Source organism: Pseudomonas sp. A39 (assembly GCF_058145955.1).
Genome location: NZ_JBYVMD010000012.1, coordinates 131,704 through 156,181, shown reverse-complemented (window position 1 = coordinate 156,181; position 24,478 = coordinate 131,704). Strand labels below are relative to the sequence as shown.

Sequence of the window (24,478 nt, the reverse complement as noted above, 5' to 3'; positions counted from 1 at the left end):
GTCCGGTGGTAACCCCGCGCACGTCAAACGCTCATGCGGCGTGTAACCACTTTCAGTAACACCTGCCCTGTCACCAGTGTCCGAAGCGCCATTACAAAAATAAGGAGACGCAGCATGACCCGTTTTTTTACGCCTCAACGCAGTGCTTGCCTGGGCAGTACGAAATGAAGCCATCTTTCGATCTCGACTATATCGTTATCGGCTCAGGATTCGGCGGCAGCGTGTCCGCTTTGCGGTTGACCGAAAAAGGTTATTCCGTCGCAGTCATGGAGATGGGTCGACGCTGGACACCTGAGGATTTTCCCGCGTCTAACTGGGATATCCGTCGCTGGATGTGGCGACCCGGCATGAAGATGTTCGGCTTCTACAACATGCGCAAATTCCGCCACGTGATGATCGTGAGCGGCAACGCGGTGGGTGGTGGATCAATCACCTACGCCAATGTCTTGCTGAAGCCGAGCGACAGCATATGGAGTGAAGGTTCCTGGGCCGGTTTAGCGGACTGGAAACGGATCATGCCGCAGCACTACGCCACGGCAGAGAAAATGCTCGGCGTGACAGAGAGCAAAATCATGGCAGAGGCCGATTTACGCCTCAAAAAAATGGCGGATCTGCAAGGCGTTGGCCACACGTATCACGCCCCCCACGTAGGAACGTTCTTTGCTCCTGAAGGCGAGGAAGGCGGCAAGACTTATCCAGACCCCTACTTCGGCGGTGAGGGCCCGGATCGCGGAACCTGCACCGCGTGCGGTGGTTGCATGATGGGTTGCAAGCACAACGCCAAAAACACGCTCGACAAAAACTACCTTTATCTCGCGCAAAAGCGTGGTGCCCAGGTGTTTGCTGAGACCAGGGTGGTAGACGTCCGGCCGCTCAACAACAAAGAAGACGGCAGTGATGGTTATGAAGTCTTTACCGAGTGCTCAACGGCTTGGTTCAAAAAGCAGCGTCGCAGTTTCCGCTGCCGCGGCGTGGTCTTCGCCGCGTCGTCCTTAGGCACGATGGAGTTGTTGTTTCGCCTCAAGCAAAAAGGCTCATTGCCACACATCAGTGCGGACCTGGGAAAGCGAGTTCGTACGAATGCCGAGTCGCTTATCGGTATTCGCTTTCCTGCAACGGACAAAAGCATGTCGCCAGGGCTGGCGGGTGGTGGCGGCATCTACCTTGATGAGCGCACCCATATCGGCGTCGTGCGTTACCCGGAAGGCTCGGATGCGATTGGCCTGCTGATGACGTTGCTATGCGGCGGACGTGCCGGGTGGACACGAATCTTTACCTGGCTGTGGATGCTGCTCAAGCACCCACTGCAAGCTTTGCACGTGCACAACCCCGTGGGGTTTGCTCGGCAGACGATGTTGTTGCTGGTGATGCAAACCGTGGACGCGTCGCTGAACATGAGGCTCAAGCGTCGTTGGAATTGGCCATTCGCAAAAAAGCTGGACAGCGAGGGAGGCCCGATCCCGACCTTCATTCCAGAAGCCAATGCCTTTGCCGAAAAAGGCGCAAAAGCACTTGGCGGCATACCGACAACTTTTCTGTCCGAAATCTTATTCAACATCCCGACCACCGCGCACTGTATGGGTGGCTGTGCAATGGCCGATTCGCCAGAGCGGGGCGTAATGGACGTACAGAGCCGCGTCTTCGGTTATCGAAACATGCTGGTCTGCGACGGCTCGATGCTCAGCGCCAATCTCGGGGTTAATCCAAGCCTGACGATCACCGCATTGACCGAGCATGCCATGTCCTACATCCCAGCCAAAAACACCCAATTGCGGCGGATGTCGGATCGCGTCCCAGTGCACACCCTTCAATCTTGAAATAGCCTTTGTAGAGAATTCACCATGACCGCCTCCCCGACTGAAGAAAATCTGCTGAACCAGCCCTTACACCTGCCGAACGGGAGCGTTTTTCGCAATCGCCTAGCCAAGGCGGCCATGAGCGAAACGCTGGGCACCTACAACAATCGCCCCACATTGAAACTCGTCGAGCTTTACCGTCGGTGGTCCGCGTCAGGCATTGGTTTGCTGATTACCGGAAATGTGATGATCGACCGGCGTGCGCTCGGTGAACCGGGGAACGTGGTGATCGAGGATGATGCGGACCTGCCGATGTTACGCCAGTGGGCGCATGCCTCAACCGAGCAAGGAGCCGCGATCTGGGTGCAGCTTAATCACCCCGGCAAGCAGTCGACCAAAGGTCTGAACCACAGCAACCTCGCGCCATCTGCCGTGCCGTTTCGCAAGGACATGGCCTCATTCTTCGAAACTCCATGCGAAGCTACGAAGGCCGAGATCGAAGAGATAATTCAACGCTTCGGCCGCAGCGCAGCCACCTGTAAGAAGGCGGGTTTCAGCGGCGTGCAAATCCATGGCGCGCACGGCTATCTGATCAACCAGTTCCTGTCCCCCCACCACAATCGGCGAACGGATGAATGGGGTGGTAGCCCTGAAAAACGTCGGCGTTTCGTGCTGGCCGTCTATACCGAAATACGGCGCCAGGTCGGCGCCGATTTTCCGGTCGGAATCAAGCTCAATTCTGCAGACTTCCAGTTCGGCGGTTTCAATGAAGAGGAGTCCATGGCAACGATCCATGCACTCGCCGAAGCAGGTATCGATCTGATTGAAATTTCGGGCGGCACTTATGAAGCGCCCGCCATGAGCGGCGGCCTCGAAGAAACCAAAAAAGCATCCACCGTCGCGCGTGAGGCTTACTTTTTGGAGTTTGCCGAGAAAGTGCGCGCCTCGATCGACGTGCCGCTGATGGTCACAGGCGGTTTTCGCAGTGCCGCTGCCATGAACGCCGCGTTGGGTTCCGGCGCACTGGATGTCATAGGCCTGGCACGGCTGTTGGCGATTGATCCCGAAGCACCGGCGGCCCTGCTGCAAGGGCAGGACAGCGCGCAGCGTGTACGACCGATCACCACAGGCATCAAGCAGATCGATCAGATGGGGGTCATGGAAATTCTGTGGTACTCGCTGCAGCTCAAGCGAATCGCCAATGGCGGTGATCCAAAACCCGATGAAAGCGGGCTTTGGGCGCTTGCAAAATCGGTGCTGAAAAGTGGCTGGGGCACATTCCGTACGCGACGCGCGCGCGCATGAGCCCGGCCGTCGCTGACCCGATCGCGCTGATTTTCACTGTGCCTGCCCCCTTACGTACACAGGTTCAACGGCGGCGCCTGCAAAACATGACAAAATCTTGGAGCACTTCAAAATGAGCTATAGCCATCTAACCGCCCCTACCCTCTATGTCGACGTCGATGGGGACACCTTCGCCTATCGCCGCTGGGGCAATGACAAGACAGACCAGCCTCCCCTGTTCCTCCTCCAACATTTCCGTGGCGGCATGGATCATTGGGACCCCATCATGACGGATGGGCTGGCGGCAGGGCGCGAGGTCATTCTCTACAACGGTCGCGGCATTGCCTCCTCTTCCGGAGAACCGCGTAACCGAGTTGAGCTGATGGCCGACGACGCTGCCGCGGTGATCCGCGCACTCGGTCTATCAACAGTCGATGTGCTGGGTTTCTCGCTCGGCGGTTTTATCGCACAGGACCTGACTCGACGCCATCCCGACCTCGTGCGCAAACTGATGCTGCTGGGTACCGGGCCGCGTGGCGGTAATCCGGACTCAGACCCTGGTGTGCTGGAGGCCGCACCACGCCCCATCCCCACAGTGGACGACTTTCTGTTTCTGTTTTTCGGTCGATCTGAAGCGGCGCGACAGGCAGGACGCGATTTCTGGGAGCGTCGTCATCAGCGCGTCGACCAGGACCCGCCAAGTTCTGCGCAGGTGATACAAGCACAGATCGAAGCCCATATGCACTTTATGCCCAAGCCGGACCCAAAAAATCCCTTCGATCATCTGCGCGCTATCAAACAGCCAACGTTCATCCTCAACGGCATGAATGACATCATGGTTCCAACGGTCAACTCCTGGTACATGGCCCAGAACATCCCAAACGCCCAATTATTCCTGTACCCGGATGCGGGCCACGGCGCCCAATTCCAATGCCCTGAGCGCTTTCTGAAACACGCCATCGCGTTCCTCAGCGAATAACCCCTACGGAGCGAGTACATCATGCTGAAATTCAAATTTTTGTTATGGGCGTTGACCAAGCTGTTACAGCGAGCCATCAAGAAAAACCCCGGCTGCGCAAAACTGGTTAAAGGCAAGTCGCTGGTCTTTCAGATTCGAACTGAGGATGGCGTGGGTCGCTACTTCACCGTTGCGAACGGAAAGATAAAATCCGCCGCAGGCTTAACGCAAAAGCCGGCATTCACTCTGTCGTTTAGAAACGCAGAAAGAGGCTTCGCCATACTGTCGGCTAAAGACAGCAAAGATGAATTCCTGACAGGGTTGCGTAAAGGCGATCTGAAAATCAGCGGTGATTTTGTTGAGGTGATGTGGTTCCAGGGGTTAACAGAATACTTGCAGCCGGCTAAAGACCCTGCACAGGTCTTTTTTACGACGCGTTAGGGCTCGACACACTCAACTCTGGAGTAAAAACCCATGCATCGTTTATTTGCAATGGCCGTGCTGTGCTTCACGTTTGGAGCATCCTTCAATACGGCATCCGCCCAGGCCCAGGCAGTGGGCTACCCGGCGCCAAGCCCATCATCAAGCGAATCTCGACCGGGTGTCGAATGGCGAAATGTGCGCACTCAGTTCGTCTCCACAGGCGGTGTTTATTACGCCTATCGTGAGCTTGGACAGAATCAGGGTGGCACGCCCGTCGTGTTTCTAAACCACTTGGCCGCCGTGCTGGACAACTGGGATCCGCGTGTCGTGGACGGGATCGCAGCGAACCACCACGTTGTCGTGTTCGACAACCGTGGCGTCGGCGCTTCAACCGGCGAACCTGCGGCAACCATCGAACAGATGGCTGATGATGCAATCAGCTTCATCAAAGCCAAGGGCTACACGCAGGTCGACCTGTTCGGCTTCTCGATGGGAGGCATGATTGCCCAGGAAATCGTGCTCAAGGAGCCGCAACTTGTCCGCAAAATCATCCTGGCCGGCACCGGCCCGGCAGGTGGCGAGGGCATTAGCACCGTCGCCGGCGTTTCCAATAGAGCCCTGATCCGGGGCCTCTTGACGTTCCAGGATCCGAAACAGTTTCTGTTCTTCACGCGTACCGCTAACGGAATCGCCGCAGGCAAGGCGTTCCTGGAGCGGCTGAAAGAGCGTTCTGAAAAACGCGACGATGAGATCAGCTTTTCCGCGTATCGGGCGCAGTTAAAGGCCCTGCGCGCCTGGGGCGAGAAAGCCCCCTCCGATCTCTCTGTCGTCAAGCAACCGGTGCTTATCGCCAATGGAAAAGACGACCTGATGGTTCCGATCGAGAACTCGCGTGATCTTGCACGCAGGCTCCCCCACAGCGAGTTGATCATCTACCCTGACGCCGGTCATGGCGGCATATTTCAGTTTTATGCCGACTTCATACCCGCCGCGCTCAAGTTTCTGGCTCGTTAACACACCTCTGCATCCACCTGGCGCTACACGATAAGGAGAACGCCATGAGCACTTATACAACCGGCAACATTGGCAAGCGGGCGCTGGTGACGGGCGCCTCCAGTGGCATTGGTGCGGCAATCGCCCGTGAACTTGCGGCGCTCGGCGTGGATCTGGTGCTGACGGCGCGGCGGCGCGACGCACTCGAATCGGTGGCCGCGTCCTGCGAGGGTGTGAAGGTCGAGATCGTCACCGCTGACCTCGGCAAGCCCGATGCCGCACGCGCGCTGTGGGACGAAGTGATCGCCGCCGGCCCCATCGATATCCTGATCAACAATGCAGGATTCGGCTACTTCCGCCGATTCGACGCGGTCGACTGGGCGCGCGACGCCGAACTCGTCCAAGTCAACATGACCTCACTTGTCGAGCTTGCAAGGAGCTTCATTGACACTCGCAAGGCAAGCACCGGCCGTGCGTACATGGTCAACATCGCGTCGACCGGCGCGTACCAGTCAGTGCCGAACATGGCGCTGTATGCCGCCTCAAAAGCCTTCGTGCGCAACTTCAGCGAGGCCCTGCATGACGAGCACCGCGATACGCCGCTGTCGGTGACCTGCATCTGCCCAGGCGGCACCAACACCGCCTTCCATGCTGCGTCAGGCGGGGGCGACTACTCGAAGATCGCGAACGCATCGATGAAAAGCGCGGAGTTCGTGGCACACGCTGCAGTCCAAGCGATGCTGCACGGCAAGCGTACGGTTGTGCCCGGCCTGTTCAACAAGTTGTCATGCCTGGGCGTGCGATTCGTGTCGCGCAGGTTTGCGTCTCGGCTGGCAACTCAAGTGCTCGGGAAACCGCGATTCGTTCTGCCCACACGCGGTGAACATTAGATACTGCAATGAACCTGTGGCGGCTTGAAAATGTGTGTGATGCTGCCGGCATTACGTTGCTGGGGCTGTATGGGGCGGCGTGCCGCTGAGCGGTGGCGATCTTTAACACCGCCCCAGACCGTCCCGTGTCCAGTGAACCCTAGGGCCAGGAGGGCTGGGCCGGCGCCCGCTTGGTCAAACTTAAAGGCTCAACCCTGAAGGGTATCAAGGACCAAGAAGAAGGTGATTCCAAGACAAGCTAATGGATTCCACCCTTAGCCAAAAAAACAAATACTCATCAGCGCTACATTTAAAGCGCTGCGCTGGATAGAGTACCCATCCATAAGGCCGGTATTCACGTGTTCACCAACTGAAGCCAGCTCAACCGGACGAACCTGGACGCTGATCAAGTTTTTTCATCAGCCTCTGGAATGCCGCCAGCACCTGCGCAGGCCGCTCCAACATCAATTGATGACCACACCGCTCCAACACCTCAAAGCTACCCGTCGGCAGCTGTCGGGCGAGCGCGTCCCCCCCACTGGAGGGCGTCAGCCCGTCGCTGTCTCCCGCTAACACATAAGTCGGCAACGTCAGTCGGGCCAGGGTATCGGCGTCGGGCCATTGGGCGTTTTGCAGTAGAGACTTGAACACATACAGACGATTACGACGAGTCAGGTTTTCCTCGTAGGCCACCAGCCGGGGATCGGCTGCGGGGTGCCACGCACGCTGACGAAAGCCCTTGGCCAGCAACGGCCGCAGCAGCTCCAACACCCAGGCAGGCAGCGCCATCAGACCACCGCGGCTCAACGGGCGATGCAGTTGCGTGCCTAGCAGCAGGGCGCCATCTATGGTCACCTGCGGCAACCTGTGTGGGAGCTCCAGCAAGGCACTCAACCCCAGTCCGGTACCAAAGGAATGTGCGACCAGGATATTCCGCCGTGCAGCGTAGCGGCTCAGTATTTCCAGCTGATCTGCCACCAGTTCCGACCAGGCATAGGCCTGCGGCTGGCGCGGCTTTTCGCTATCGCCGTGCCCCAACAGGTCCCACGCCACCAGGCTGTATCCCTGATCGGACAACGACTGCCATAACTCGCGCCATTGATCCTTGTGACCACCCCCACCATGCCCGAAGAACAAGACTGTATCTGCCTGATGCGTGCCTGGTTGATAAGCGATGCTCAGGTACCGTCCTGGACGGATCTCCACCCGCTCGCCCCGCACCAGAGGTAAATCAGAAAATGCGTGTAAATCAGCCATGAGTGGGACAAGCCTCTTTGGATTCAAGGTTTTGAGGAGTGACTGTCGAAGGGGGGACGGTTCTGGAAAAACCACGCAATAAGGTCTGGGTATAAGCGTGTTGCGGATGGACCAGTAGCGTTGCCGCTTCCCCCTGCTCCACCACATGCCCGCCCTGCATCACGGCAATGCGATCACACAGTCTGGCGGCCACTCGCAAATCGTGGGTGATGAACACAATGCTCAGCTTGAGCCGACGTTGCAGGTCTTCAAGCAACTCGAGAATCTGTACCTGGATCAGCGCATCCAGAGCGGAAACGCATTCGTCCGCGATGAGTATTTTCGGCTCTACAGCCAAGGCACGGGCGATACCGATACGCTGGCGCTGACCACCGGAAAACTGATGAGCATAGCGTTCGAACGCGGCTGCGGGCAGCCCAACCAACTCCAGTATTGCCCGCGCGCGTCGCTCAGCCTCGGCCTTTGAGTGTCCCTGCACCAGCGGGCCGGTCATGACGATACGACCGACGGTCTGGCGCGGATTGAGCGAGGCAAACGGGTCCTGGAAAATCATCTGCACGTCGCTGCGCAATGCTCGCAAACGCCCTTCGGACAGCGCCGTTACATCCTGACCCAGCCATTGAATTTGACCACTGTCAGCACGTAGCAGCCGAACAAGGCAACGGCCCAGAGTGGATTTCCCCGAGCCTGACTCCCCAACAATGCCCAGGGTTTCACCCTCGCGCAGGGTCAACTGAACCTGCGCCAGGGCCTGGGTGGCACGCTTGCGCCACCAACCGCTGTGGCTGTGAAACACTTTATTGAGTTGCTCGGCCTTGAGCACCACACTCCCGTCCACCGTCGTGCGCGGGGCCCGCGGTTGCGCCGAGACCGCTGCCAACAGTTGCTGGGTATAAAGCGCCTGAGGCGTGCGCAATACTTGATGGGCGCTGCCCTGCTCCACCAACTGGCCTTTTTCCAGCACCAGCACGCGGTCGGCAATGGCCTCGACCACGGCGAAATCATGGGTGATGAACAACAGCGACATGCCCTTGTCCTGTTGAATCTTGCGTAACAGATCGATGATCTGCGCCTGGGTGGTCACGTCCAGCGCCGAGGTGGGTTCGTCGGCGATCAGCAGCGAGGGATCGAACGCCAATGCCATGGCGATGACCACGCGCTGGCGCTGGCCACCGGAGAGCTCAAAGGGATAGACCAGGCGCAGGCGTTCAGGCTCGGGCAGGCCGACATAACCCAGCAACTCCACCACCCGTCGGCGACGCTCCTGGGCCGATTTCACCCCGTGGGCGCGCAGGGTTTCATCGATCTGCTCACCCACGCGCAGCAGCGGGTTCAGCGCGCTCATGGGCTCCTGGAACACCATGCTTATATCTCGCCCGCGCAGCTGGCGCATCGCGGTTTCACTGAGCTTCGCCAGGTCTTCATCACGAAACACCAGTCGCCCGCTTTCCACGCTCAGCGGCGTCGGTAACTGGCGCAACAATGCCTTGGCCAACATCGACTTGCCCGAGCCGGACTCGCCCACTACACATAGGCATTCGCCGCTGCGCAATTGCAGCGACAGGTCATACAGCGCGTGACTGCGGTCGGCACCGGCCGGCAAGGCGATACGCAGGTTTTCCACACTGAGCAACGTCATAGCGACCTCCCCGGTTCAAAGGCCACGCGCAAGCCTTCGCCCACCCGGTTCACCGCCAGCACGCACAGCACAATCGCCACCCCCGGCAGGAAGCTCATCCACCAGGCATCCCGCAGCAGCCCACGGGACGCGTTGATCATGTAACCCCAGCTCATGGCCTCAGGGTCGCTCAGGCCAAGAAACGCTAACGCGGCTTCGGTGAGAACGGCAGTGGCCATCACAAAGGTCATGGTCACCAACAACGGCGCCAAGGCATTCGGCAGGATTTGTTGGCAAATGATGCCCAACGGCGATTGCCCCAGCACCCGCGCCGCCAGCACAAACTCACGTTGTCGCAGGGTAAGGAATTCGCTGCGCACCAGCCGCGCGACGCCCGGCCACGCCACCAGCGAAATCGCCAGCACGATGGAACCCAGGGACGGCTCCAGCACCGCCACCAGGATCACCGCCAACACCAACTGCGGAATGATCTGAAAGAACTCGGCGATTCGCATCAGCACGCCGTCGAGCCAGCCACCGAAATAACCGGCGACAGCGCCGACGAGCAGCCCCACCAGCAAGGTCGCCAGACTGGTCAACATGCCCACGGCCAAGGACACACGGGCGCCGTAGAGCAAGCCGCTGCCGAGGTCGCGGCCAAGCATATCGCTGCCCAGCCAGTGCGCCGAATCGTGGAACGGCGGGAGCATCGGCTGGGTGTTCATTTCCCAGGGCGAGCTACTGGTGAGCCACGGTGCGGCAGTCGCTAGTGCTGCTAACACCAGCAAAAACACCGCGCCGGCCAGCGCCGACGGCTGGTGAATAAAGCGTGTGAGCACCGCCATCAGCCCTGTCCTCCGGCGCCTATACGTGGGTCGAGCAAACGGCAAATCACATCGGTCAACACATTGAAGCCCACCACCAAAATCGAGATCACCAGAAAGCCGCCCATCAACACACCGTAGTCACGCTGGGCCAATGAGTCATACATCAAGCGGCCAATGCCAGGCCAGGAGTACACCACCTCCACCAGTAACGCACCGCTGGCCAGTTGGCCGAGTTGCAAACCAGCGAAAGTCACCACCGGCAGCAGTGCATTGCGCAACACATGTACATACAGGATCCGTCGTGGATGCAGGCCTTTGGCGTGAGCAGTGCGCACGTATTCCTGACCAAGAGCATCGAGCACGGCGGCTCGGGTGAGGTGGATATACAGGGCCAGAAACAGCACGCTCAGGGATAGGCACGGCAACAACAGATGCCGCAGGCGATCCAGCAGCGAGAAGTCCCGGCCCACGGTCTCCATACCGAACGCCGGCAACCAATCCAGACTTACGGAGAACAGCAAAATCATCAGCATCGCCAGCCAGAACGGCGGCATCGCGTACAGCAACAAAGCACCGTGGGAGATCACGTCGTCCAGCCAATGCCGTTTCTGACGTGCCCGCGCCGCCAGCACACCCAAGGTCACGCCAAGCACGGAAGAAACCACAAAGGCCGAGCCCATCAATGCCAGCGTTGCCGGCAACCGTTCGGCGATCAGCGACCACACCGACGTCTGGTTTCGGTAGGAATAACCCAGGTCCAGGTGGGCGATATTGCCCAGGTATATCAGCAACTGCTGGAGCAGCGGTTTATCCAGGCCCATGGTCTGGCGCAGTTGCTCGATAAACTGCACATCGTCCCCCCCCGCCTCTCCGGCCAACAGCAATGCAGGATCGCCCGGCGCCAGTCGAATCAGCAGGAAACTCAGCACCAGCACCGCCACCACCATCAGCAACGCCTTGACGAGCCGCCCGCTGAAATACAACACGCCGTTCATGGTGCCAGGGCCTCGAGGTACACGCTCTCGTCGTCCTCGTTAAGGCTGGTAGCGGTCTGCAGCAGGTTTTTCACCTGTTTGTGAAACAGCGTCGGGTAACGCATTTCGAAGATCGGTGCGATGGGCAGGTCGGTGTTCAGCACGTTCTCCAGCTGACTGTAGAGCTGTTTGCGCTCCGGACCTTCCGGGGTATCGGCGACTTTCGCCCACAAGGCGTCGGCCTCGGCGCTGTTGTAGCCGCTGACGTTGGCGAACGGCGAGGTTTTGAGTATGTAGTCGGAGCGGAACAGGTAGGCGCTGGTCAGGTAGGGATCGCCGATCTGGAAGATAAAATTGTAGGTCAGGTCGAAGTCCCAGTCGCTTACGCGCTGGAACCAGGTCGCCGCGTCGGACGTGACCACCTGCACCTTGAAACCCAGGGGCTGCAAGGACTGCTTGGTGTATTCGGCCAGGCGCTCCCAGGCCCCCCCCTTCTCGCCATTGAGCAGGCGAATGCGCACCGCGCCGACATCCACGCCGGATTCGGCAATCAGCGCTTTGGCCTTTTTCACGTCATAGGCGTACTGCGGCAACTGGGGATCGTGGTAAGGCGAGCTGGACACAAACGGCCCCTGGGCGACCTTGCCCGAGCCGAAGAAGATGTTATCGACGATGAACTGTCGGTTCAGCGCATAGAGGATCGCCTGGCGCACCTTGGGGTTGTTCAACGGTGGCTTGCGCGTGTTGATTTGCAGGAAGGCCAGACCCGCGTACAACTCCCAGCCCTTCTCCGACGACTGCACATCGGGCAAGGCGGTCAGGCGCTTAAGGTCGGAGTAATCCGCATCGCCGCCGCGCAGCACTTGCACGTCGTTACGCTCGAACGCGGCGGCACGCGAAGAGGCATCAGGAATAACGTGGAAGATGATGCTGTCGAGGTACGGCAGGCCCTTTTTCCAGTAGTTGGGGTTCTTGGCCAGCTTGATATAGGCGCCTCGTTTCCACTCGACGAACACAAACGGCCCGGTACCCACCGGTTTTAGGTTGTAGGGGTTGTTACGAAAGTCGGTGTTCTCGTAAAGATGCTTCGGCACCACCGGGCGCAAGCCGCTGCCCAAGGCCGAAAGCAACGGTGCAAAAGGTTTCTTCAGGTGAAAGACCACCTGCAGCGGACCTTTGGCGGTGATGCTCTCGACGTACTCGGTGATGATACCGCCAAGGCGCTTGTCCACCTCGGGGTAGAAGGTCTGGAAGCTGAACACCACGTCATCGGCGGTGAACGCTGGACCGTCGTGCCAGTGCACGCCGTCCTGCAAGTCGAAGGTATAGGTGAGGCCGTCAGGGGAGATAGTCCAGGCTTTGGCCAATACCGGCTTGGGCGCAAGGTGTGTGTCGAAGGTGAGCAGGCCCTGGAGCACCTTGCCGCTCACGTATTGGGTCGACACATGGCTGACTACGCCGTGCATCAGCGAGGGCGGCTCCGGCTGGGCCACCAGGTTGAGCACCCCGCCCTCCTGGGGTTGCGCGTGAGCCTGGCCGGCCAGCAACGCGGTGCACAGTGCCACGGACGTGAGGGCACGGCGGAAAGAGAATGAGCGCATGGAGTCTCCTCGAATTGAACAATATAACGAGGGTTTTGCAAGCGTTGTGCCATGGGCGGTTGGGCGGGTATTGCTGGGGTGGGCGGTGGTCGCGCTGATGAAAAAACCACAGAGCTGCGCCTGAGTGTGCAAAAAGCAGCAGCAAAGCATTTCAAATGTGGGAGGGGGCTTGCCCCCGATACCGGTGGGTCATCAATGAATGAGCCAACTGACCCGCCGCTATCGGGGGCAAGCCCCCTCCCACAGGGGTCAGCGCTGGTCGATGGCACAAGGTTTGCCCCTGTAACTGTCATCTGAATAAACGAGCCTCGCCACCATGTCACTGGACTACCTGGGCAACCCCATCGACACCACCGACCCCACCACCCTCCAAGGGCTGGACGACTTCATAGGCGGCTTCCTCGGCTACCAGCCCCGTGCCGAACGCATCCTTGCCACCGCCGATGCCGATCCCGACTCCGCGCTGGCCAATGCGTTTGCCGGCTTGCTGCTGATGTTCATCGAGTCGCCCGAGGGCCCGGCACTCGCGGAAAAATACCGCCAACGTGCGGCGCACGCCGCTCACCCGCGCGCCCTGCTGTACCTTGGCGTGCTGCAAGCCTGGATCAAGGACGACCTCGATCAAGTCCTGCATTTGAGCGAAAACCTGCTCGACCGCTACCCCCGCGACCTGTTTGCCGCCAAGCTCAACCAGTACCTGGAATTCAACCGCGGCAACTGGCCCGCCCTGTTGCGCATCGGCCTAAAGGCCACCACTGGCGCACCCGATATTGCCCACAGCCACGGCCTGCTGGCCTTCGCCTACGAGCAATGCCACCTGCTCGAAGAAGCCGAAGCCAGCGCGCTGCAAGCCTTGCGCCTGCAACCCTCGGAGCCTTGGGCTCAGCACGCCCTGGCCCATGTGATGCTGACCCAGGGACGTATCGAGGAAGGCACGGCGTTCCTGGAAAGCGTGACCCATCACTGGGACGGTTTGAACTCGTTCATGTACACCCACAACTGGTGGCACCTGGCGTTGTTCTACCTGGCGCGGGGCGAGGATCAGCGCGTGCTGGAGATTTACGACCAACACGTGTGGGGCATCCTCCCGGAATACTCCCAGGACCAGGTCGGCGCCGTGTCCTTGCTCGCGCGATTGGAACTGGCCGGCATCAACGTGGGCGAGCGCTGGCAGGCGCTGGCACCCTACCTGCAACGCCGGGTCTGCGATACGGTACAGCCGTTCCTGAGCGTGCAGTACCTGTATGGCTTGGCCCGGGCGGGCAAGCCGGAGGCGGATAGGTTGCTGGCGGCGCTGCGGCAGTACAGCTTCGACGCACGGCCAGTGTGGGGCGAAGTGACCCTGCCGTTGGCGAAGGGCTTAATGGCCCATGCACGCGGGGACTGGCAACAGTCGCTGGCGCAACTGACGATCGCCCTTCCCCGGCTGAATGAGATTGGTGGCAGCCACGCACAGCGCGATCTGTTTGCCCTGGTGGAGCTGGATGCACGCGTGAAGGCCGGGGATTGGTTGGGTGCGCAGCAGACACTGGAATTGCGGCGCCGGTATGACGGATGGGATGTGCCGACGAATCGGAGTTTGGTGCGGGTGTATGAGGCGTTGAAGTTGCCGGAGCTGGCGGCAAAGGCACAGACGCGCCTATCACGTTTCACCTAAGCAGCAGGAGCCGGCTTGTCGGCGTTAGCGGTCTGTCAGTTAACACAGGTGCAAGCTGAGCCGCCGCCATCGCCGGCGAACCGGTTCCTACAGTGGATAGTGGTTAGCCCCTGGCACTGAACACCCCTCTGGCAATCGCCCGCGCCACGCAATCCGCAGCCGCCGAGCCAATACAACCAATTTCCACCTGCCGCCGTGGGCCATCGCTCAACTCAACCGTCGCCGACGCCAAGGCAAATACAGTGTCCCCATCAAACGGTAAATGCGCCGGACGCACCGCACGGGCAATCCCGTCCTGAGCCATGATCGCCACGCGCTTGCACTCAGCCACAGTGAGCCGAGCGGTACTGGCGACCACCACCAGCGTCGTGTTGGCCCCGGCTTGCAGGCGGCCCATCGAATCCAGGCGTGACAACTCCGGCATCGGGTCGCTGCAGTCCATCTCGGCTTCAGGACGCTGTCCACCGAACTCCCCCGCCACTTCCCAGGGCCACGCCCAGAAGGTCTGGCCGTCGGGCATGTACACCGAGCCTATTGGGTTGGCGACCACCAATGCAGCGACGATCAAGCCATTTCCCAGATTCAGGGAAGCGGTACCCAGCCCACCTTTCAGCACCCCGGCCATGGCGCCACGACCGGCACCCACCGAGCCCAACTCAAAGTCCTCACCTGCATTGGCTAGCGCCTCGAAGCCCAAGCGTCGGTAAGGCGGTTCCAACCCCCAGTCTTTATCGCCGCCGTTGGCCAGGTCATGCAACACCGCTGCGGGCACGATGGGAATAGCTGGAGCACCGGGTTTGAGGTGCAGGCCCACTTGGTCGTGGGACAGTTTCGCCGCTACAGCATCCGCCGCACCCAGGCCGAAGACCGAGCCGCCGGCAAATACCAGGGCATGGAGCTGGCCGACCATATTTTCCGGCTCAAGCGCAGCAGTTTCGCGCCCGCCAGGGCCACCGCCGCGAATGTCGATGCTGGCAGTCCAGAACCCATTGGGGCGAATCACTGTGACGCCGGTGTCGACGCGCAGGTCCGTGGCGTGGCCGACCGTGAGGCCTGGGATATCGGTGAGGGCATTGCGCGGGCCGGGTCTAGGCATACAGAAATAGCTTCCTTGGGTTCAGGGTGTCGCGTGGGGAGAGCAAGTCGTGTGCCAAGCACAACCACCCAAGCCTTACGGCTCACTACCCGGTTGCTGATGAAAGCCCCTGCACAAAAACCAACACCCTGCCCTTGGGCCTGTTAAAAAAACACCAACACCCCCGCTTAACACCAAGTAACCATATGTTTTTAAACACTTTTAACAGATGGCATAGCCCTTGCTCTCCAGCCTTCCCACCAGAGCTTGAACTCAACAAGCCGTCCTCTATCAAGGCCCAACACCTTAAACCACTGGAGTATTTCCCATCATGAATGCATCACGCGCCACAGGTCGCCGACCCAGTAAGGCCTTCGCCCACACGTTGTTGTTTATTGCCCTGTACGAAGCCGCCAGCTACAGCAGCCTGACTCTCGCCGCCGACGCGCCGGCCAGCGATAACCCCTTGGACACCGTTGTGGTGATCGGCAACCGTGGCCAGGCGCGCACCCTGGCCGAGAGCCCATCACCCGTGGACGTGATCTCCTCCAAGCAACTGCTGGCCACCGGGCAAGGCGACCTCACCCGCGCCCTGAGCAAGGTACTGCCATCCCTCAATCAGCCAACATCGTCAGGCTTCGGCTCAACGTCGGTGGTGCGCCCGATCAGCCTGCGTGGCCTCAATGGCGACCAGGTGCTGGTACTGGTCAACGGCAAGCGTCGCCACAACAGCGCGCTGCTCAATAACGGCACCTACCTCAACTCCGGCTCGCAACCGGTGGACTTGGACATGATCCCCACCGCTCTGGTGGATCATGTCGAAGTGCTCCGTGACGGCGCCTCGGCCCAGTATGGTTCGGATGCGATTGGTGGCGTGGTCAACATCGTGCTCAAGCAGACCGACCACGGCGGCAGCCTGTCCACCAGCTACGGCCAGAACTATGAAAACGGCGACGGCGAAACCGAGCGCCAAACCGGCAATGTCGGCCTGGCGCTGCCCAACGACGGCTTTATCAACCTTGCCCTGGACGTGAAGAAACAGAAGATCTCCGACCGCTCCGACAACGCGCCATATACCGACTCGGCCGGCAACACCAGCCTGCAACACACCTACTACGGCACCGGCCTGCCCGAGGCACGCAACTTCAGTTTCGGCTACAACGCCGAGCTGCCGGTGGACGATGCCCTCACGCTCTACTCATTCTCCACCTACACCCGCCGCAACTCGGAAAAACCGCTGGCTTTCCACCAGCCCGCCAGTTTCGATGGCATCCGCACCCCCTTCCCCGAAGGCATCGAAGACACCCTGCGTTTTATCGAAAATGACTTCCAGGTAGCGTTTGGCGGCAAGGGCGAACTCGCCGGCTGGGACTATGACCTGTCCAGCACCTATGGCCAGGACCATGCCGAAGCGACCCTGCGTCACACCTACAACCTGAGCTACGGCCCGGGCTCGCCGACCTCGGTGGACACCGGCGTCAAGACCTTCAGCCAATGGACCAACAACCTCGATCTGACCCGCGCATTTGACCTCGGCCTGCACAAACCTACGCAGATTTCCTGGGGCCTGGAGCAACGCTACGAGAACTACAAGATCGGCAAGGGTGACCTCGCCTCCTACGCCAGCGGCCCTTTCACCACCGGAGCCAGCGGTGGCCTGATCGCACCGGGCACCATCTCCGGTGCCGGTACCACCCCGCAGGATGCTGCGCAAAAAGGCCGCACCAGCCTCGCCGGGTACGGTGAGATCGGCCAGGACTTCACCGATAAATGGCACGTCGACCTGGCCGGTCGCTACGAGCACTACAACGATGGCTCGGGCACCACGACTAACGGCAAGTTCTCCACCCGCTACCAACTCACCCCGATCCTGGCAGTACGCGGCACCTTCAGCACCGGTTTCCGTGCGCCTTCGCTGGCCCAGCAGATTTACAGCTCCACCTCGCAAACCAGCGTGAACGGCCAGCTGTTCGACTACCGTAACGTTGCGGTCAACTCCGATGTGGCCAAGGCGCTCGGTGCCGAGACTCTCAAACCTGAGAAGTCCACCAACTTCAGCCTGGGCCTGACCCTGCAACCGACGGACGCCACCAGCATCACCCTTGATGCCTACCAGATTAAAATCAAGGACCGCATCGCGCAAACCGGCTACCTGGGCGGCACACCGCAAATCAGCGCAATCCTCGCAGCAGCGGGTCTCAACCCGAACCAGGCGGTTACCTATTTCACTAACGCCCTCGATACCACCACCCGTGGCGTCGACCTCGTCGGAGACTACCGCCAGAGCATCGGTGCCTACGGCAACCTGCGTTACACCTTGGGCTTCAACTGGAACACCACGCAGATCGACGACATCCACGCCTCCAGCGTGGCCCAACAAGCCCTCGGCCCAACCGGTGGTTATGACCGTCAGCGCCAGGGCAACCTCAAGTACGGTTTGCCGCAATCCAAACTGCTGCTGGGCACCACTTGGACCGTCGACAAGTTCGAGATCGGCCTCAACCTGACCCGCTACGGCGAGTACACCCAGTACGGCACCGCCGAATCCTTCGACCGCACGTTCTCGCCAGCGTGGATCACCGACCTGAACATCGACTACCACCTGACTCCGGCGATCACTCTGAATGCAGGCGCCAACAACCTGTTCAACAAGTACCCGGAACGCACTGACCTGGCCAGCAGCTCGGGCGGCTTTCCCTATGGCAACTTCTCGCCCTACGGCACCACCGGCGGCTACTGGTACACCGGTGTGACGTACAACTTTTAAGCCAGCCTGCGGAGCCGGTTCACCCGCTCCGCACCTGCCCCTGATGGGAGCCTGTTCATGACCCGCCGCACCGACAAACTCAAACTGGGGGCCTTCCTCGCCAACAGCGGCCACCACGTCGCCGCCTGGCGCCACCCGTTGGCCCAAGCCGATGCCAGCCTGGATTTCGACCATTTCAAACACATTGCGCAGACCGCCGAGCGCGGCAAGTTCGATGCATTGTTTATTGCCGATGTGGTCGCCTTGTGGGGCCACCATCACGATGCCCTGAGCCGTACGGCCCGCGCCGAACACTTCGAACCGCTGACGTTGATGTCGGCCCTGGCTGCCGTCACAAACAATATCGGGCTGATTGCAACCGCGACCACCACCTACAACGAGCCGTACCATATCGCGCGCAAATTCGCGTCCCTGGACCACCTGTCCAAGGGACGCGCCGCCTGGAACCTGGTGACCTCGGTAGTCTCGGATGAAGCGTGGAATTTCGGCCGCGAAAACCACGTCGACCATGGCGACCGCTACCAGCGTGCCGAAGAGTTCCATGACGTGGTCAAGGATCTGTGGGACAGCTGGGACGACGACGCCTTTACTCGCGACAAAGCCAGTGGCGAGTATTTCGACCCGGCCAAATTGCACACCCTCAACCATCGCGGCGAGCACTTTGCCGTACGCGGCCCGCTCAACGTGGCTCGCCCGCCCCAGGGCCACCCGGTACTGGTGCAGGCCGGGGCATCGGAGCCGGGCAAACAACTCGCCGCCCGGGTTGCCGAACTGATCTTCGCCCACTCGCATAACCTGGAAGGCGCCCAGGCGTTCTACCAGGACATCAAGGCACGCGCCGCTGCCCTCGGCCGCGACCCGGATCACGTCAAAATCCTACCCGGCGTCACACCGTTTATTGCCGATACCCGTGAACACGCCAAGGTGCTGTTCGAAGAGTTCCAGGCACTGATCGACCCGGTGCTGGGCCTGCGCCTGCTGGCCGACACCTTGGGCGATGACATCGACCTCTCCGGCCATGACCTCGACGGCCCATTGCCGGAAACCCCCGTGGGCCAGCGCGGCAGTCGTCGGGATAAGGTGCTGGAATTGGCGCGCACGGAGAACCTGAGCATCCGCCAGCTGTACTTGCGCCTGGCCGGAGGCAACCCGGTGATAGGCACAGCCGAGGACGTTGCCGATCACTTTGAGGCATGGTTCCAGGCACGCGCCTGCGATGGCTTCAATGTGTTCTTCCCCTACTTCCCTGGCGCCATCGACGTGTTCGTCGATCAGGTGATTCCGTTGCTGCAGGCGCGTGGGCTGTTTCGCCAGGAATACGAGGGCGCCACCCTGCGCGAAAACCTCGGCCTGCCGCGCCCTGAAAACCGTTTTACGGGAGAGAGGGCATGAAACGCATCGCCTGGATGCTCGCCTTCGCCAGCTTGATCGCCCCCAAAGCCTTCGCCTTGAACATCTTGCTGAGCAATGACGACGGCTATCAGCATCCGAACATTCGCGCACTCTACACCGAGCTGAAAGCCCAGGGCCATAACGTGAAAATCGCCGCGCCCCAGAGTGATCAGAGCGCGCGAGGCGGTTCGTTCTTCTTCGGTCGCGAAGTGAGTGTCGGGCGCGATACCGACCCCGCTTACCCCGACAGCTACTACATCAGCACCACCGACAACGGCATATGCCAGAGCACCGAGTGCGCCGGCAAAGCAGTCCAGATCGAAATCAGCGGCACGCCGGTGATGGCACTGCTGATGGGCCTGAAAAAAGTCCTGCCACATCCCGACCTGGTGATCGTCGGCCCCAACCCTGGCAATAACCTCGGCGCGATCAATATGGCCTCCGGCACCTTCAATACCGCCAGCGTGGCGTTGCAGTCGGGCATTCCGGCATTGGCGGTGAGTACTGATCTGAAGGAGAAAGACCCGCAGCGCGCCGCCCAACTGGTAGCAAAACTGGTGCATGCCCTTGACCACCATCGCCAACCCGATGGCGCGCTGCTACCGCCGGGCCTGGGCTTGAATATCAACCTGCCCAAGGATGCGCAGATAAAAGGCGTCAAACTGACCCGCGTCGGCAGCTATGTGGGTTTTGAGGCGCTGTACACCGATGATCTCAAGCAGTTCAACCTGCCCGGAAAACCCGGCATCGGCTTCCAATACAGCCCCGCCGCTACCGCTGCGCAACAGAACGATGAAGCGGTGTGGCTGAACAAAGGCTACCTGACCATCAGCCCGTTCAGTGGCCTGCCGGAATCCGTCAGCGCAGGGCCAGCACTGCAAAAGCAGTTGGCCCATGAGGTGAAACCATGAGTGCAGGCTTTTCCCTCGGGTTTCTGAGCCGGGTCTATAGCCCGAGTGCTGATCCCAAGGTCTACCGCGACACCCTGGAACTGTTCAAGGTTGCCGAAGCGCTGGGCTTTGACAGTGGCTGGTTAGCGCAGCACCACTTCGCCAGTGAAAATGGGCGCTTGCCGTCGCCGTTGGTAGTGTTGGCGGCCGTCGCCCAGCAGACACGGCATATCAGCCTCGGCACCGGGATTATCGTATTACCCCAGGAGGCGCCGCTTCGCCTGGCGGAAGACGCCGCCGTGCTGGACTTGCTGTGCAACGGCCGACTGGAACTGGGCCTCGGTGCGGGTTTTGATCCTGAGACCTTCCTCGCCTTCGGCCGCGAGCATGAAACACGGCATCGTGACTACGAGCAGCACCTTCAACAGTTGCTCAATGCATTTGGCAACGCGCCACTGACCGATAGCGGTTCCCGCCTCCTGCCACGCACCAACGGTTTGAGCCAGCGTGTGTGGGAAGCCACCGCGCGGGTGGAGCTGGTAGCCGAACGTGGCCACGGCCTGATCGTGGCACCCAATCCGCATTTGCCTGCCCAAGCCGGTGTTGAACTGGTGAACCGCTACCGCCACGCCTGGACCGGCAACAACGGCACGCCCGCCCGCGTCGCACGGGTGCAGGCCTTGCTCGCCGCACCGGACGATGCCACACGCCGCGATATCCAGGCCTATGTGCAACGCCAGCAAAGCATCGGCGTACTCAAGGGCACTCTGGACGCTGACTTCGACACCACCCTCAAGCGCCTCGGCGTGTTGCACGGCCCGGTGGAGCAGATCATCGAGCAATTGCAGCAAGGCCCGCCATTGACAGCCCACGACCAACTGATCCTGCAAGTACAAACCACCAGCACGCCGCTGCGCGAGGCGATCCGTGCGCTGGAGATCATCCGCGAACACATCGCACCAGCACTGGGCTGGCAACCCACAGGAGCCCCATCATGACGTTTAAATTGGGTTTCCTCAGCCACGCTTTTGGTGATGACCCGCAACAGGTCTACCGCGACCTGATCGAACAATTCGAAGTGGCTGAAGCCCTCGGCTTCGACGGTGGCTGGATTGCCCAGCACCACTTGAGCAATGGCTTTGGTCGTCTTCCTTCACCCTTGGTGCTGCTGGCGGCCGTTGCCGAACGCACGCGGCTTATCGAACTGGGCACCGGGGTGATTGTGTTGCCATTCGAGGACCCGATCCGCCTGGCCGAAGACGCCAGTGTGCTGGACGCCCTGAGCAGCGGGCGCGTGCAATTGGGCCTGGGCAGTGGTGGCGCCAACCTCGATAACTTCAGCGCTTTTGATCGGGACCCAAGCCGGCGCCAGGCGGATTTTGCCGAGCGCCAGCAACGCTTGCAGCGCCTTCTGGAAGGTAAACCGCTGACCGGCGAATTAACGTTGCAACCGCCTGCACTCGGTCTGGGCGAACGCCTTTGGCATTCCCACGGCAGCACTGACGGCGCGGTCTATACCGCCAGACAAGGCAATGGACTGCTGCTGGGCACCGCCACCCATGATCCGCTCACCGTGCAAAAGCCTTTGGCGGATGCCTACCTGCAAGCCTGGTCGCGCAGTGACCGCGCACCGCGTATCGGCGTGGTTCGTGCCATTTTCCCCGCCATCGACCGCGCCAGCGCCCAGGCCGAACTGTCGGTGGATATCGAGCGGCATATCCCGCGCTTGCAACGTGAGGGCCTGATCGACGAAGCCGTGGATTTGCAGGAACACCTGCGCTTGATGAACGTGCACCACGGCCATCCCGATGAAGTGATCGAAAGCTTGCAACAGGACCCGTCGCTGCTGCCTTATGCTGACTACATGATTGCTGTGGTTCAGGCGGAAAGCTCGACCCAGGCACAAATTCTCACACGCTTGGAAATCCTGGCCCGGGACATCGCCCCGGCCTTGGGTTGGAAAAAACGATGAATAACGGAGCTTATACATGCCCCTGGAATTCAGCTGGTTGATGCCCCTGTGTACCCCAGACTGGGCGGCGCGGCCGGGACAATGGATTCAATTGGCCCAGGCCGTGGAATACGCCGGGCTCGATGGCCTCTGGATTCCCAGCGGCGCGTTATGTGCCGACAGCCTGGGCGTGGCGGCAGCTTTGTGCGCGCATACACGCAGCGTGCAGTTGTCGGTGAGTGTGCCGCCGGAAGTGATGCTGCCAGCCGCGCTGGCCACTACCCTGCAAAGCCTGCAGTCGATCAGCGGCCACCGTGTGCGGCTACATTTACCCAATAGCGAACACAGTGCCTTTGGGGAGTGGCTCAACCGCGACCAACGCAGCGAACGCATTGGCGAATATCTGGAACTGCTGCAACACCTGCTGGCGTCCAACACCGAAGGGTTCGACTATCAGGGCCGTTATTTCCAACTGGAGAACGCCGGCTTCACCCGCCGCGAAATACCCGCCCCATCGTTGCTACTGGACGACACCCAGAGCCATGCGCTGGTGGCGGCACATGCCCAGACCTGCCTGTTAGCACCTGGCCATCCACAACGACTGGCCCAGGAGATACAGCGCTGGCGGCAGGTCCAACCTACGCTCGACTTTGCCTGCACGTTTGGGTTGATCCTCGGCGACAGCGAAGACCTCGCCTGGGAGACCGCCGCCACTTTATTATCGGTGCCTCAATTGCCCGAGGAACCCCTGGCCACCCTGCCCCGTGCACGCCACCCGCTGCGCCAGTGGGAAGTGCATCCCAACCTGCTGCAACGAGAAGCCGGCCAACCGCTGGTCCTGGTGGGCACCCCACAACAAGTCGCTACACGCCTGCAAGAACTGCACGGAATTGGCTTGAATCATCTGATCCTGGAGGGCGGGCCGTCAGTCAGCGAAGTGCTGCGCTTTGGCGAACAGGTTTTACCGTTGCTTTTTCAACAGGGTTTGCGCAAGGAGCGCCTGCACCATGACTGATGATGTACGCCCACCGATCCAACTGGACTGGTTTTTACCCACCAATGGCGATGGCCGTCACCTCACCAGCAGCGGCTTGCCAAAGGTCGGGTTGTTTCAGCAAGGCGAGCGTGCACCGACGCTGGACTACCTGCGCCAGATTGTGCGCGCCACCGAGCAGGCCGGTTTCGACGGCATCATGGTGCCTACCGCTGCCGGGTTTGAAGACCCTTGGCTGATCACTGCGGTGCTGGCCCAGGAAGTGCGCCGCCTGAAATTCCTCCTGACGCTGCGACCGGGCACCGAGCTGCCAGCCTATACCGCCCACCGCGCGGCGACGTTGCAACTGCTCAGCGAGAACCGCCTGGCGTTGCATGTGGTGACCGGCTCCAGCCGTTTTGAACAGCGTTCCCTCGGGGATTTTCTCGAACACGATGAACGTTACGCACGCACCGCAGAATTTCTGCAGGTGTTCCAGGCCGTGTGGGCAGCCCAACCGCCCGCGCATCAGGGACGTTACTACCGCAGCGGCATTCAAACGCCGATTGCGCCAGGCGCACGAGTACCGCCGATTTACTTTGGCGGCGCTTCCGAAGCGGCTGAGCGTGTCGGTGCGGCCCATGGGCAAACTTATCTGATGTGGTGCGAACCGCCGGTGATGATCGCCGAACGCATCCAACGCATGCGTGACCTGGCTGCCGCCCAAGGCCGTACGCTGCGCTTCGGTCTGCGTCTGCACGTGTTCGCCGCTGTCACTGATGACGCGGCGTGGGCCCACGTGGAACGGCTGCTGGAAGAAATCCCTACGGATACCATTGACCATGCACAACGGCAGATGGCGGCGTATGAGTCGGTGGGGCAAAGCAGGCAGACGCAGTTGATGCAGGGCCGTGGGCGCGGCGCTCGGGAACTTGAGGTGTCAGCCAATCTTTGGGCCGGGGTAGGCTTGGTACGCGGCGGTGCCGGAACAGCGTTGGTCGGCAGTTATGCGCAGGTGGCAGAGCGAATCGAGGAGTACCACCAGTTGGGGGTGGACAGTTTTATTCTGTCGGGTTTTCCCCATTTGGAGGAAGCGATTCACCTGGGCGGGCAGTTGCTGCCTCAGCTGCGCCTTATAGGTAACCCACCCAGCCAGGTCAAACAAGGTTGAAC

20 protein-coding genes are annotated in these 24,478 nt (G+C 60.6%); 14 read left to right on the top strand and 6 right to left on the bottom strand.

Annotated elements, in window-relative coordinates:
- The first annotated feature begins 164 nt into the window (after positions 1-164).
- From AC3ZU9_RS12435 to AC3ZU9_RS12410, 6 genes are all read left to right on the top strand, one after another.
- Entirely contained in the window at positions 165-1,817 is a 1,653-nt protein-coding gene (locus AC3ZU9_RS12435; protein WP_122811031.1) for a GMC family oxidoreductase, read from the top strand.
- 24 nt (positions 1,818-1,841) lie between these two features.
- The gene (locus AC3ZU9_RS12430; RefSeq protein ID WP_490090792.1) at positions 1,842-3,101 is read left to right on the top strand and encodes an NADH:flavin oxidoreductase/NADH oxidase family protein; all 1,260 of its coding nucleotides are present in this window, start codon (positions 1,842-1,844) and stop codon (positions 3,099-3,101) included.
- A 112-nt stretch (positions 3,102-3,213) separates the two neighbouring features.
- Positions 3,214-4,059 (top strand): alpha/beta fold hydrolase, encoded by an 846-nt coding sequence (locus AC3ZU9_RS12425; protein WP_122811033.1) that lies wholly within the window; start codon positions 3,214-3,216, stop codon positions 4,057-4,059.
- A gap of 21 nt (positions 4,060-4,080) precedes the next feature.
- Positions 4,081-4,479 carry a helicase gene (locus AC3ZU9_RS12420; protein ID WP_122673137.1) on the top strand — a complete coding sequence of 133 codons (399 nt, stop codon included), beginning with the start codon at positions 4,081-4,083 and terminating at the stop codon, positions 4,477-4,479.
- Between the two features lie 33 nt (positions 4,480-4,512).
- Complete coding sequence (locus tag AC3ZU9_RS12415; protein ID WP_122811034.1) at positions 4,513-5,475, top strand: alpha/beta fold hydrolase; 963 nt, start codon at positions 4,513-4,515, stop codon at positions 5,473-5,475.
- A 44-nt stretch (positions 5,476-5,519) separates the two neighbouring features.
- Positions 5,520-6,344, top strand: coding sequence for an SDR family NAD(P)-dependent oxidoreductase (locus tag AC3ZU9_RS12410; protein ID WP_122811035.1), 825 nt, complete (start codon positions 5,520-5,522; stop codon positions 6,342-6,344).
- 360 nt (positions 6,345-6,704) lie between these two features.
- On the opposite strand, the gene AC3ZU9_RS12405 is transcribed toward AC3ZU9_RS12410, so the two are convergent.
- The 5 genes from AC3ZU9_RS12405 to AC3ZU9_RS12385 are packed head-to-tail and all read right to left on the bottom strand — an operon-like array spanning position 6,705 to position 12,600.
- A complete protein-coding gene (locus AC3ZU9_RS12405; protein ID WP_122811036.1) occupies positions 6,705-7,580 on the bottom strand; it encodes an alpha/beta fold hydrolase in 876 nt (291 codons plus the stop codon).
- Positions 7,573-9,219, bottom strand: a complete 1,647-nt coding sequence (locus AC3ZU9_RS12400; RefSeq protein WP_122811037.1) for a dipeptide ABC transporter ATP-binding protein — start codon at positions 9,217-9,219, stop codon at positions 7,573-7,575. Before AC3ZU9_RS12400 ends, AC3ZU9_RS12405 begins: the two co-directional genes overlap by 8 nt.
- Complete coding sequence (locus tag AC3ZU9_RS12395; RefSeq protein ID WP_490090791.1) at positions 9,216-10,043, bottom strand: ABC transporter permease; 828 nt, start codon at positions 10,041-10,043, stop codon at positions 9,216-9,218. The genes AC3ZU9_RS12400 and AC3ZU9_RS12395 overlap by 4 nt, the downstream gene beginning before the upstream one ends.
- On the bottom strand, positions 10,043-11,020 hold the full coding sequence (locus tag AC3ZU9_RS12390; protein WP_490090790.1) for an ABC transporter permease: 978 nt from the start codon (positions 11,018-11,020) through the stop codon (positions 10,043-10,045). Before AC3ZU9_RS12390 ends, AC3ZU9_RS12395 begins: the two co-directional genes overlap by 1 nt.
- The gene (locus tag AC3ZU9_RS12385) at positions 11,017-12,600 is read right to left on the bottom strand and encodes an ABC transporter substrate-binding protein (RefSeq protein WP_122811040.1); all 1,584 of its coding nucleotides are present in this window, start codon (positions 12,598-12,600) and stop codon (positions 11,017-11,019) included. The genes AC3ZU9_RS12390 and AC3ZU9_RS12385 overlap by 4 nt, the downstream gene beginning before the upstream one ends.
- Positions 12,601-12,916: 316 nt before the next feature.
- On the opposite strand from AC3ZU9_RS12385, the gene AC3ZU9_RS12380 reads away from it, so the two are divergent.
- Positions 12,917-14,257 carry a tetratricopeptide repeat protein gene (locus AC3ZU9_RS12380; protein WP_122811041.1) on the top strand — a complete coding sequence of 447 codons (1,341 nt, stop codon included), beginning with the start codon at positions 12,917-12,919 and terminating at the stop codon, positions 14,255-14,257.
- A gap of 103 nt (positions 14,258-14,360) precedes the next feature.
- On the opposite strand, the gene AC3ZU9_RS12375 is transcribed toward AC3ZU9_RS12380, so the two are convergent.
- A complete protein-coding gene (locus tag AC3ZU9_RS12375; protein WP_122811042.1) occupies positions 14,361-15,353 on the bottom strand; it encodes a P1 family peptidase in 993 nt (330 codons plus the stop codon).
- Positions 15,354-15,663: 310 nt separating this feature from the next.
- Between AC3ZU9_RS12375 and AC3ZU9_RS12370 the strand changes: the two genes are divergently transcribed.
- The 7 genes from AC3ZU9_RS12370 to AC3ZU9_RS12340 are packed head-to-tail and all read left to right on the top strand — an operon-like array spanning position 15,664 to position 24,476.
- Positions 15,664-18,099 (top strand): TonB-dependent receptor plug domain-containing protein, encoded by a 2,436-nt coding sequence (locus tag AC3ZU9_RS12370; protein ID WP_490090789.1) that lies wholly within the window; start codon positions 15,664-15,666, stop codon positions 18,097-18,099.
- A 57-nt stretch (positions 18,100-18,156) separates the two neighbouring features.
- Positions 18,157-19,491 (top strand): LLM class flavin-dependent oxidoreductase, encoded by a 1,335-nt coding sequence (locus tag AC3ZU9_RS12365; RefSeq protein WP_122811044.1) that lies wholly within the window; start codon positions 18,157-18,159, stop codon positions 19,489-19,491.
- The gene (locus tag AC3ZU9_RS12360; protein WP_122811045.1) at positions 19,488-20,402 is read left to right on the top strand and encodes a 5'/3'-nucleotidase SurE; all 915 of its coding nucleotides are present in this window, start codon (positions 19,488-19,490) and stop codon (positions 20,400-20,402) included. Before AC3ZU9_RS12365 ends, AC3ZU9_RS12360 begins: the two co-directional genes overlap by 4 nt.
- Positions 20,399-21,379, top strand: coding sequence for an LLM class flavin-dependent oxidoreductase (locus AC3ZU9_RS12355; protein WP_490090788.1), 981 nt, complete (start codon positions 20,399-20,401; stop codon positions 21,377-21,379). The genes AC3ZU9_RS12360 and AC3ZU9_RS12355 overlap by 4 nt, the downstream gene beginning before the upstream one ends.
- Positions 21,376-22,353: an LLM class flavin-dependent oxidoreductase gene (locus AC3ZU9_RS12350; RefSeq protein ID WP_122811047.1), complete on the top strand. Its 978-nt coding sequence runs from the start codon at positions 21,376-21,378 to the stop codon at positions 22,351-22,353. Before AC3ZU9_RS12355 ends, AC3ZU9_RS12350 begins: the two co-directional genes overlap by 4 nt.
- Positions 22,354-22,369: 16 nt before the next feature.
- Positions 22,370-23,347, top strand: coding sequence for an LLM class flavin-dependent oxidoreductase (locus tag AC3ZU9_RS12345; RefSeq protein ID WP_122811048.1), 978 nt, complete (start codon positions 22,370-22,372; stop codon positions 23,345-23,347).
- Entirely contained in the window at positions 23,340-24,476 is a 1,137-nt protein-coding gene (locus AC3ZU9_RS12340) for an LLM class flavin-dependent oxidoreductase (protein ID WP_122811049.1), read from the top strand. The genes AC3ZU9_RS12345 and AC3ZU9_RS12340 overlap by 8 nt, the downstream gene beginning before the upstream one ends.
- The last annotated feature ends 2 nt before the right edge of the window (positions 24,477-24,478 follow it).

What these genes read in the sequence shown, in the direction of transcription:
- AC3ZU9_RS12435 (WP_122811031.1), top strand. Translation starts at nt 165, where the DNA reads ATGAAGCCATCTTTCGATCTCGACTATATCGTTATCGGCTCAGGATTC.
- AC3ZU9_RS12430 (WP_490090792.1), top strand. Translation starts at nt 1,842, where the DNA reads ATGACCGCCTCCCCGACTGAAGAAAATCTGCTGAACCAGCCCTTACAC.
- AC3ZU9_RS12425 (WP_122811033.1), top strand. Translation starts at nt 3,214, where the DNA reads ATGAGCTATAGCCATCTAACCGCCCCTACCCTCTATGTCGACGTCGAT.
- AC3ZU9_RS12420 (WP_122673137.1), top strand. Translation starts at nt 4,081, where the DNA reads ATGCTGAAATTCAAATTTTTGTTATGGGCGTTGACCAAGCTGTTACAG.
- AC3ZU9_RS12415 (WP_122811034.1), top strand. Translation starts at nt 4,513, where the DNA reads ATGCATCGTTTATTTGCAATGGCCGTGCTGTGCTTCACGTTTGGAGCA.
- AC3ZU9_RS12410 (WP_122811035.1), top strand. Translation starts at nt 5,520, where the DNA reads ATGAGCACTTATACAACCGGCAACATTGGCAAGCGGGCGCTGGTGACG.
- AC3ZU9_RS12405 (WP_122811036.1), bottom strand. Translation starts at nt 7,580, where the DNA reads ATGGCTGATTTACACGCATTTTCTGATTTACCTCTGGTGCGGGGCGAG.
- AC3ZU9_RS12400 (WP_122811037.1), bottom strand. Translation starts at nt 9,219, where the DNA reads ATGACGTTGCTCAGTGTGGAAAACCTGCGTATCGCCTTGCCGGCCGGT.
- AC3ZU9_RS12395 (WP_490090791.1), bottom strand. Translation starts at nt 10,043, where the DNA reads ATGGCGGTGCTCACACGCTTTATTCACCAGCCGTCGGCGCTGGCCGGC.
- AC3ZU9_RS12390 (WP_490090790.1), bottom strand. Translation starts at nt 11,020, where the DNA reads ATGAACGGCGTGTTGTATTTCAGCGGGCGGCTCGTCAAGGCGTTGCTG.
- AC3ZU9_RS12385 (WP_122811040.1), bottom strand. Translation starts at nt 12,600, where the DNA reads ATGCGCTCATTCTCTTTCCGCCGTGCCCTCACGTCCGTGGCACTGTGC.
- AC3ZU9_RS12380 (WP_122811041.1), top strand. Translation starts at nt 12,917, where the DNA reads ATGTCACTGGACTACCTGGGCAACCCCATCGACACCACCGACCCCACC.
- AC3ZU9_RS12375 (WP_122811042.1), bottom strand. Translation starts at nt 15,353, where the DNA reads ATGCCTAGACCCGGCCCGCGCAATGCCCTCACCGATATCCCAGGCCTC.
- AC3ZU9_RS12370 (WP_490090789.1), top strand. Translation starts at nt 15,664, where the DNA reads ATGAATGCATCACGCGCCACAGGTCGCCGACCCAGTAAGGCCTTCGCC.
- AC3ZU9_RS12365 (WP_122811044.1), top strand. Translation starts at nt 18,157, where the DNA reads ATGACCCGCCGCACCGACAAACTCAAACTGGGGGCCTTCCTCGCCAAC.
- AC3ZU9_RS12360 (WP_122811045.1), top strand. Translation starts at nt 19,488, where the DNA reads ATGAAACGCATCGCCTGGATGCTCGCCTTCGCCAGCTTGATCGCCCCC.
- AC3ZU9_RS12355 (WP_490090788.1), top strand. Translation starts at nt 20,399, where the DNA reads ATGAGTGCAGGCTTTTCCCTCGGGTTTCTGAGCCGGGTCTATAGCCCG.
- AC3ZU9_RS12350 (WP_122811047.1), top strand. Translation starts at nt 21,376, where the DNA reads ATGACGTTTAAATTGGGTTTCCTCAGCCACGCTTTTGGTGATGACCCG.
- AC3ZU9_RS12345 (WP_122811048.1), top strand. Translation starts at nt 22,370, where the DNA reads ATGCCCCTGGAATTCAGCTGGTTGATGCCCCTGTGTACCCCAGACTGG.
- AC3ZU9_RS12340 (WP_122811049.1), top strand. Translation starts at nt 23,340, where the DNA reads ATGACTGATGATGTACGCCCACCGATCCAACTGGACTGGTTTTTACCC.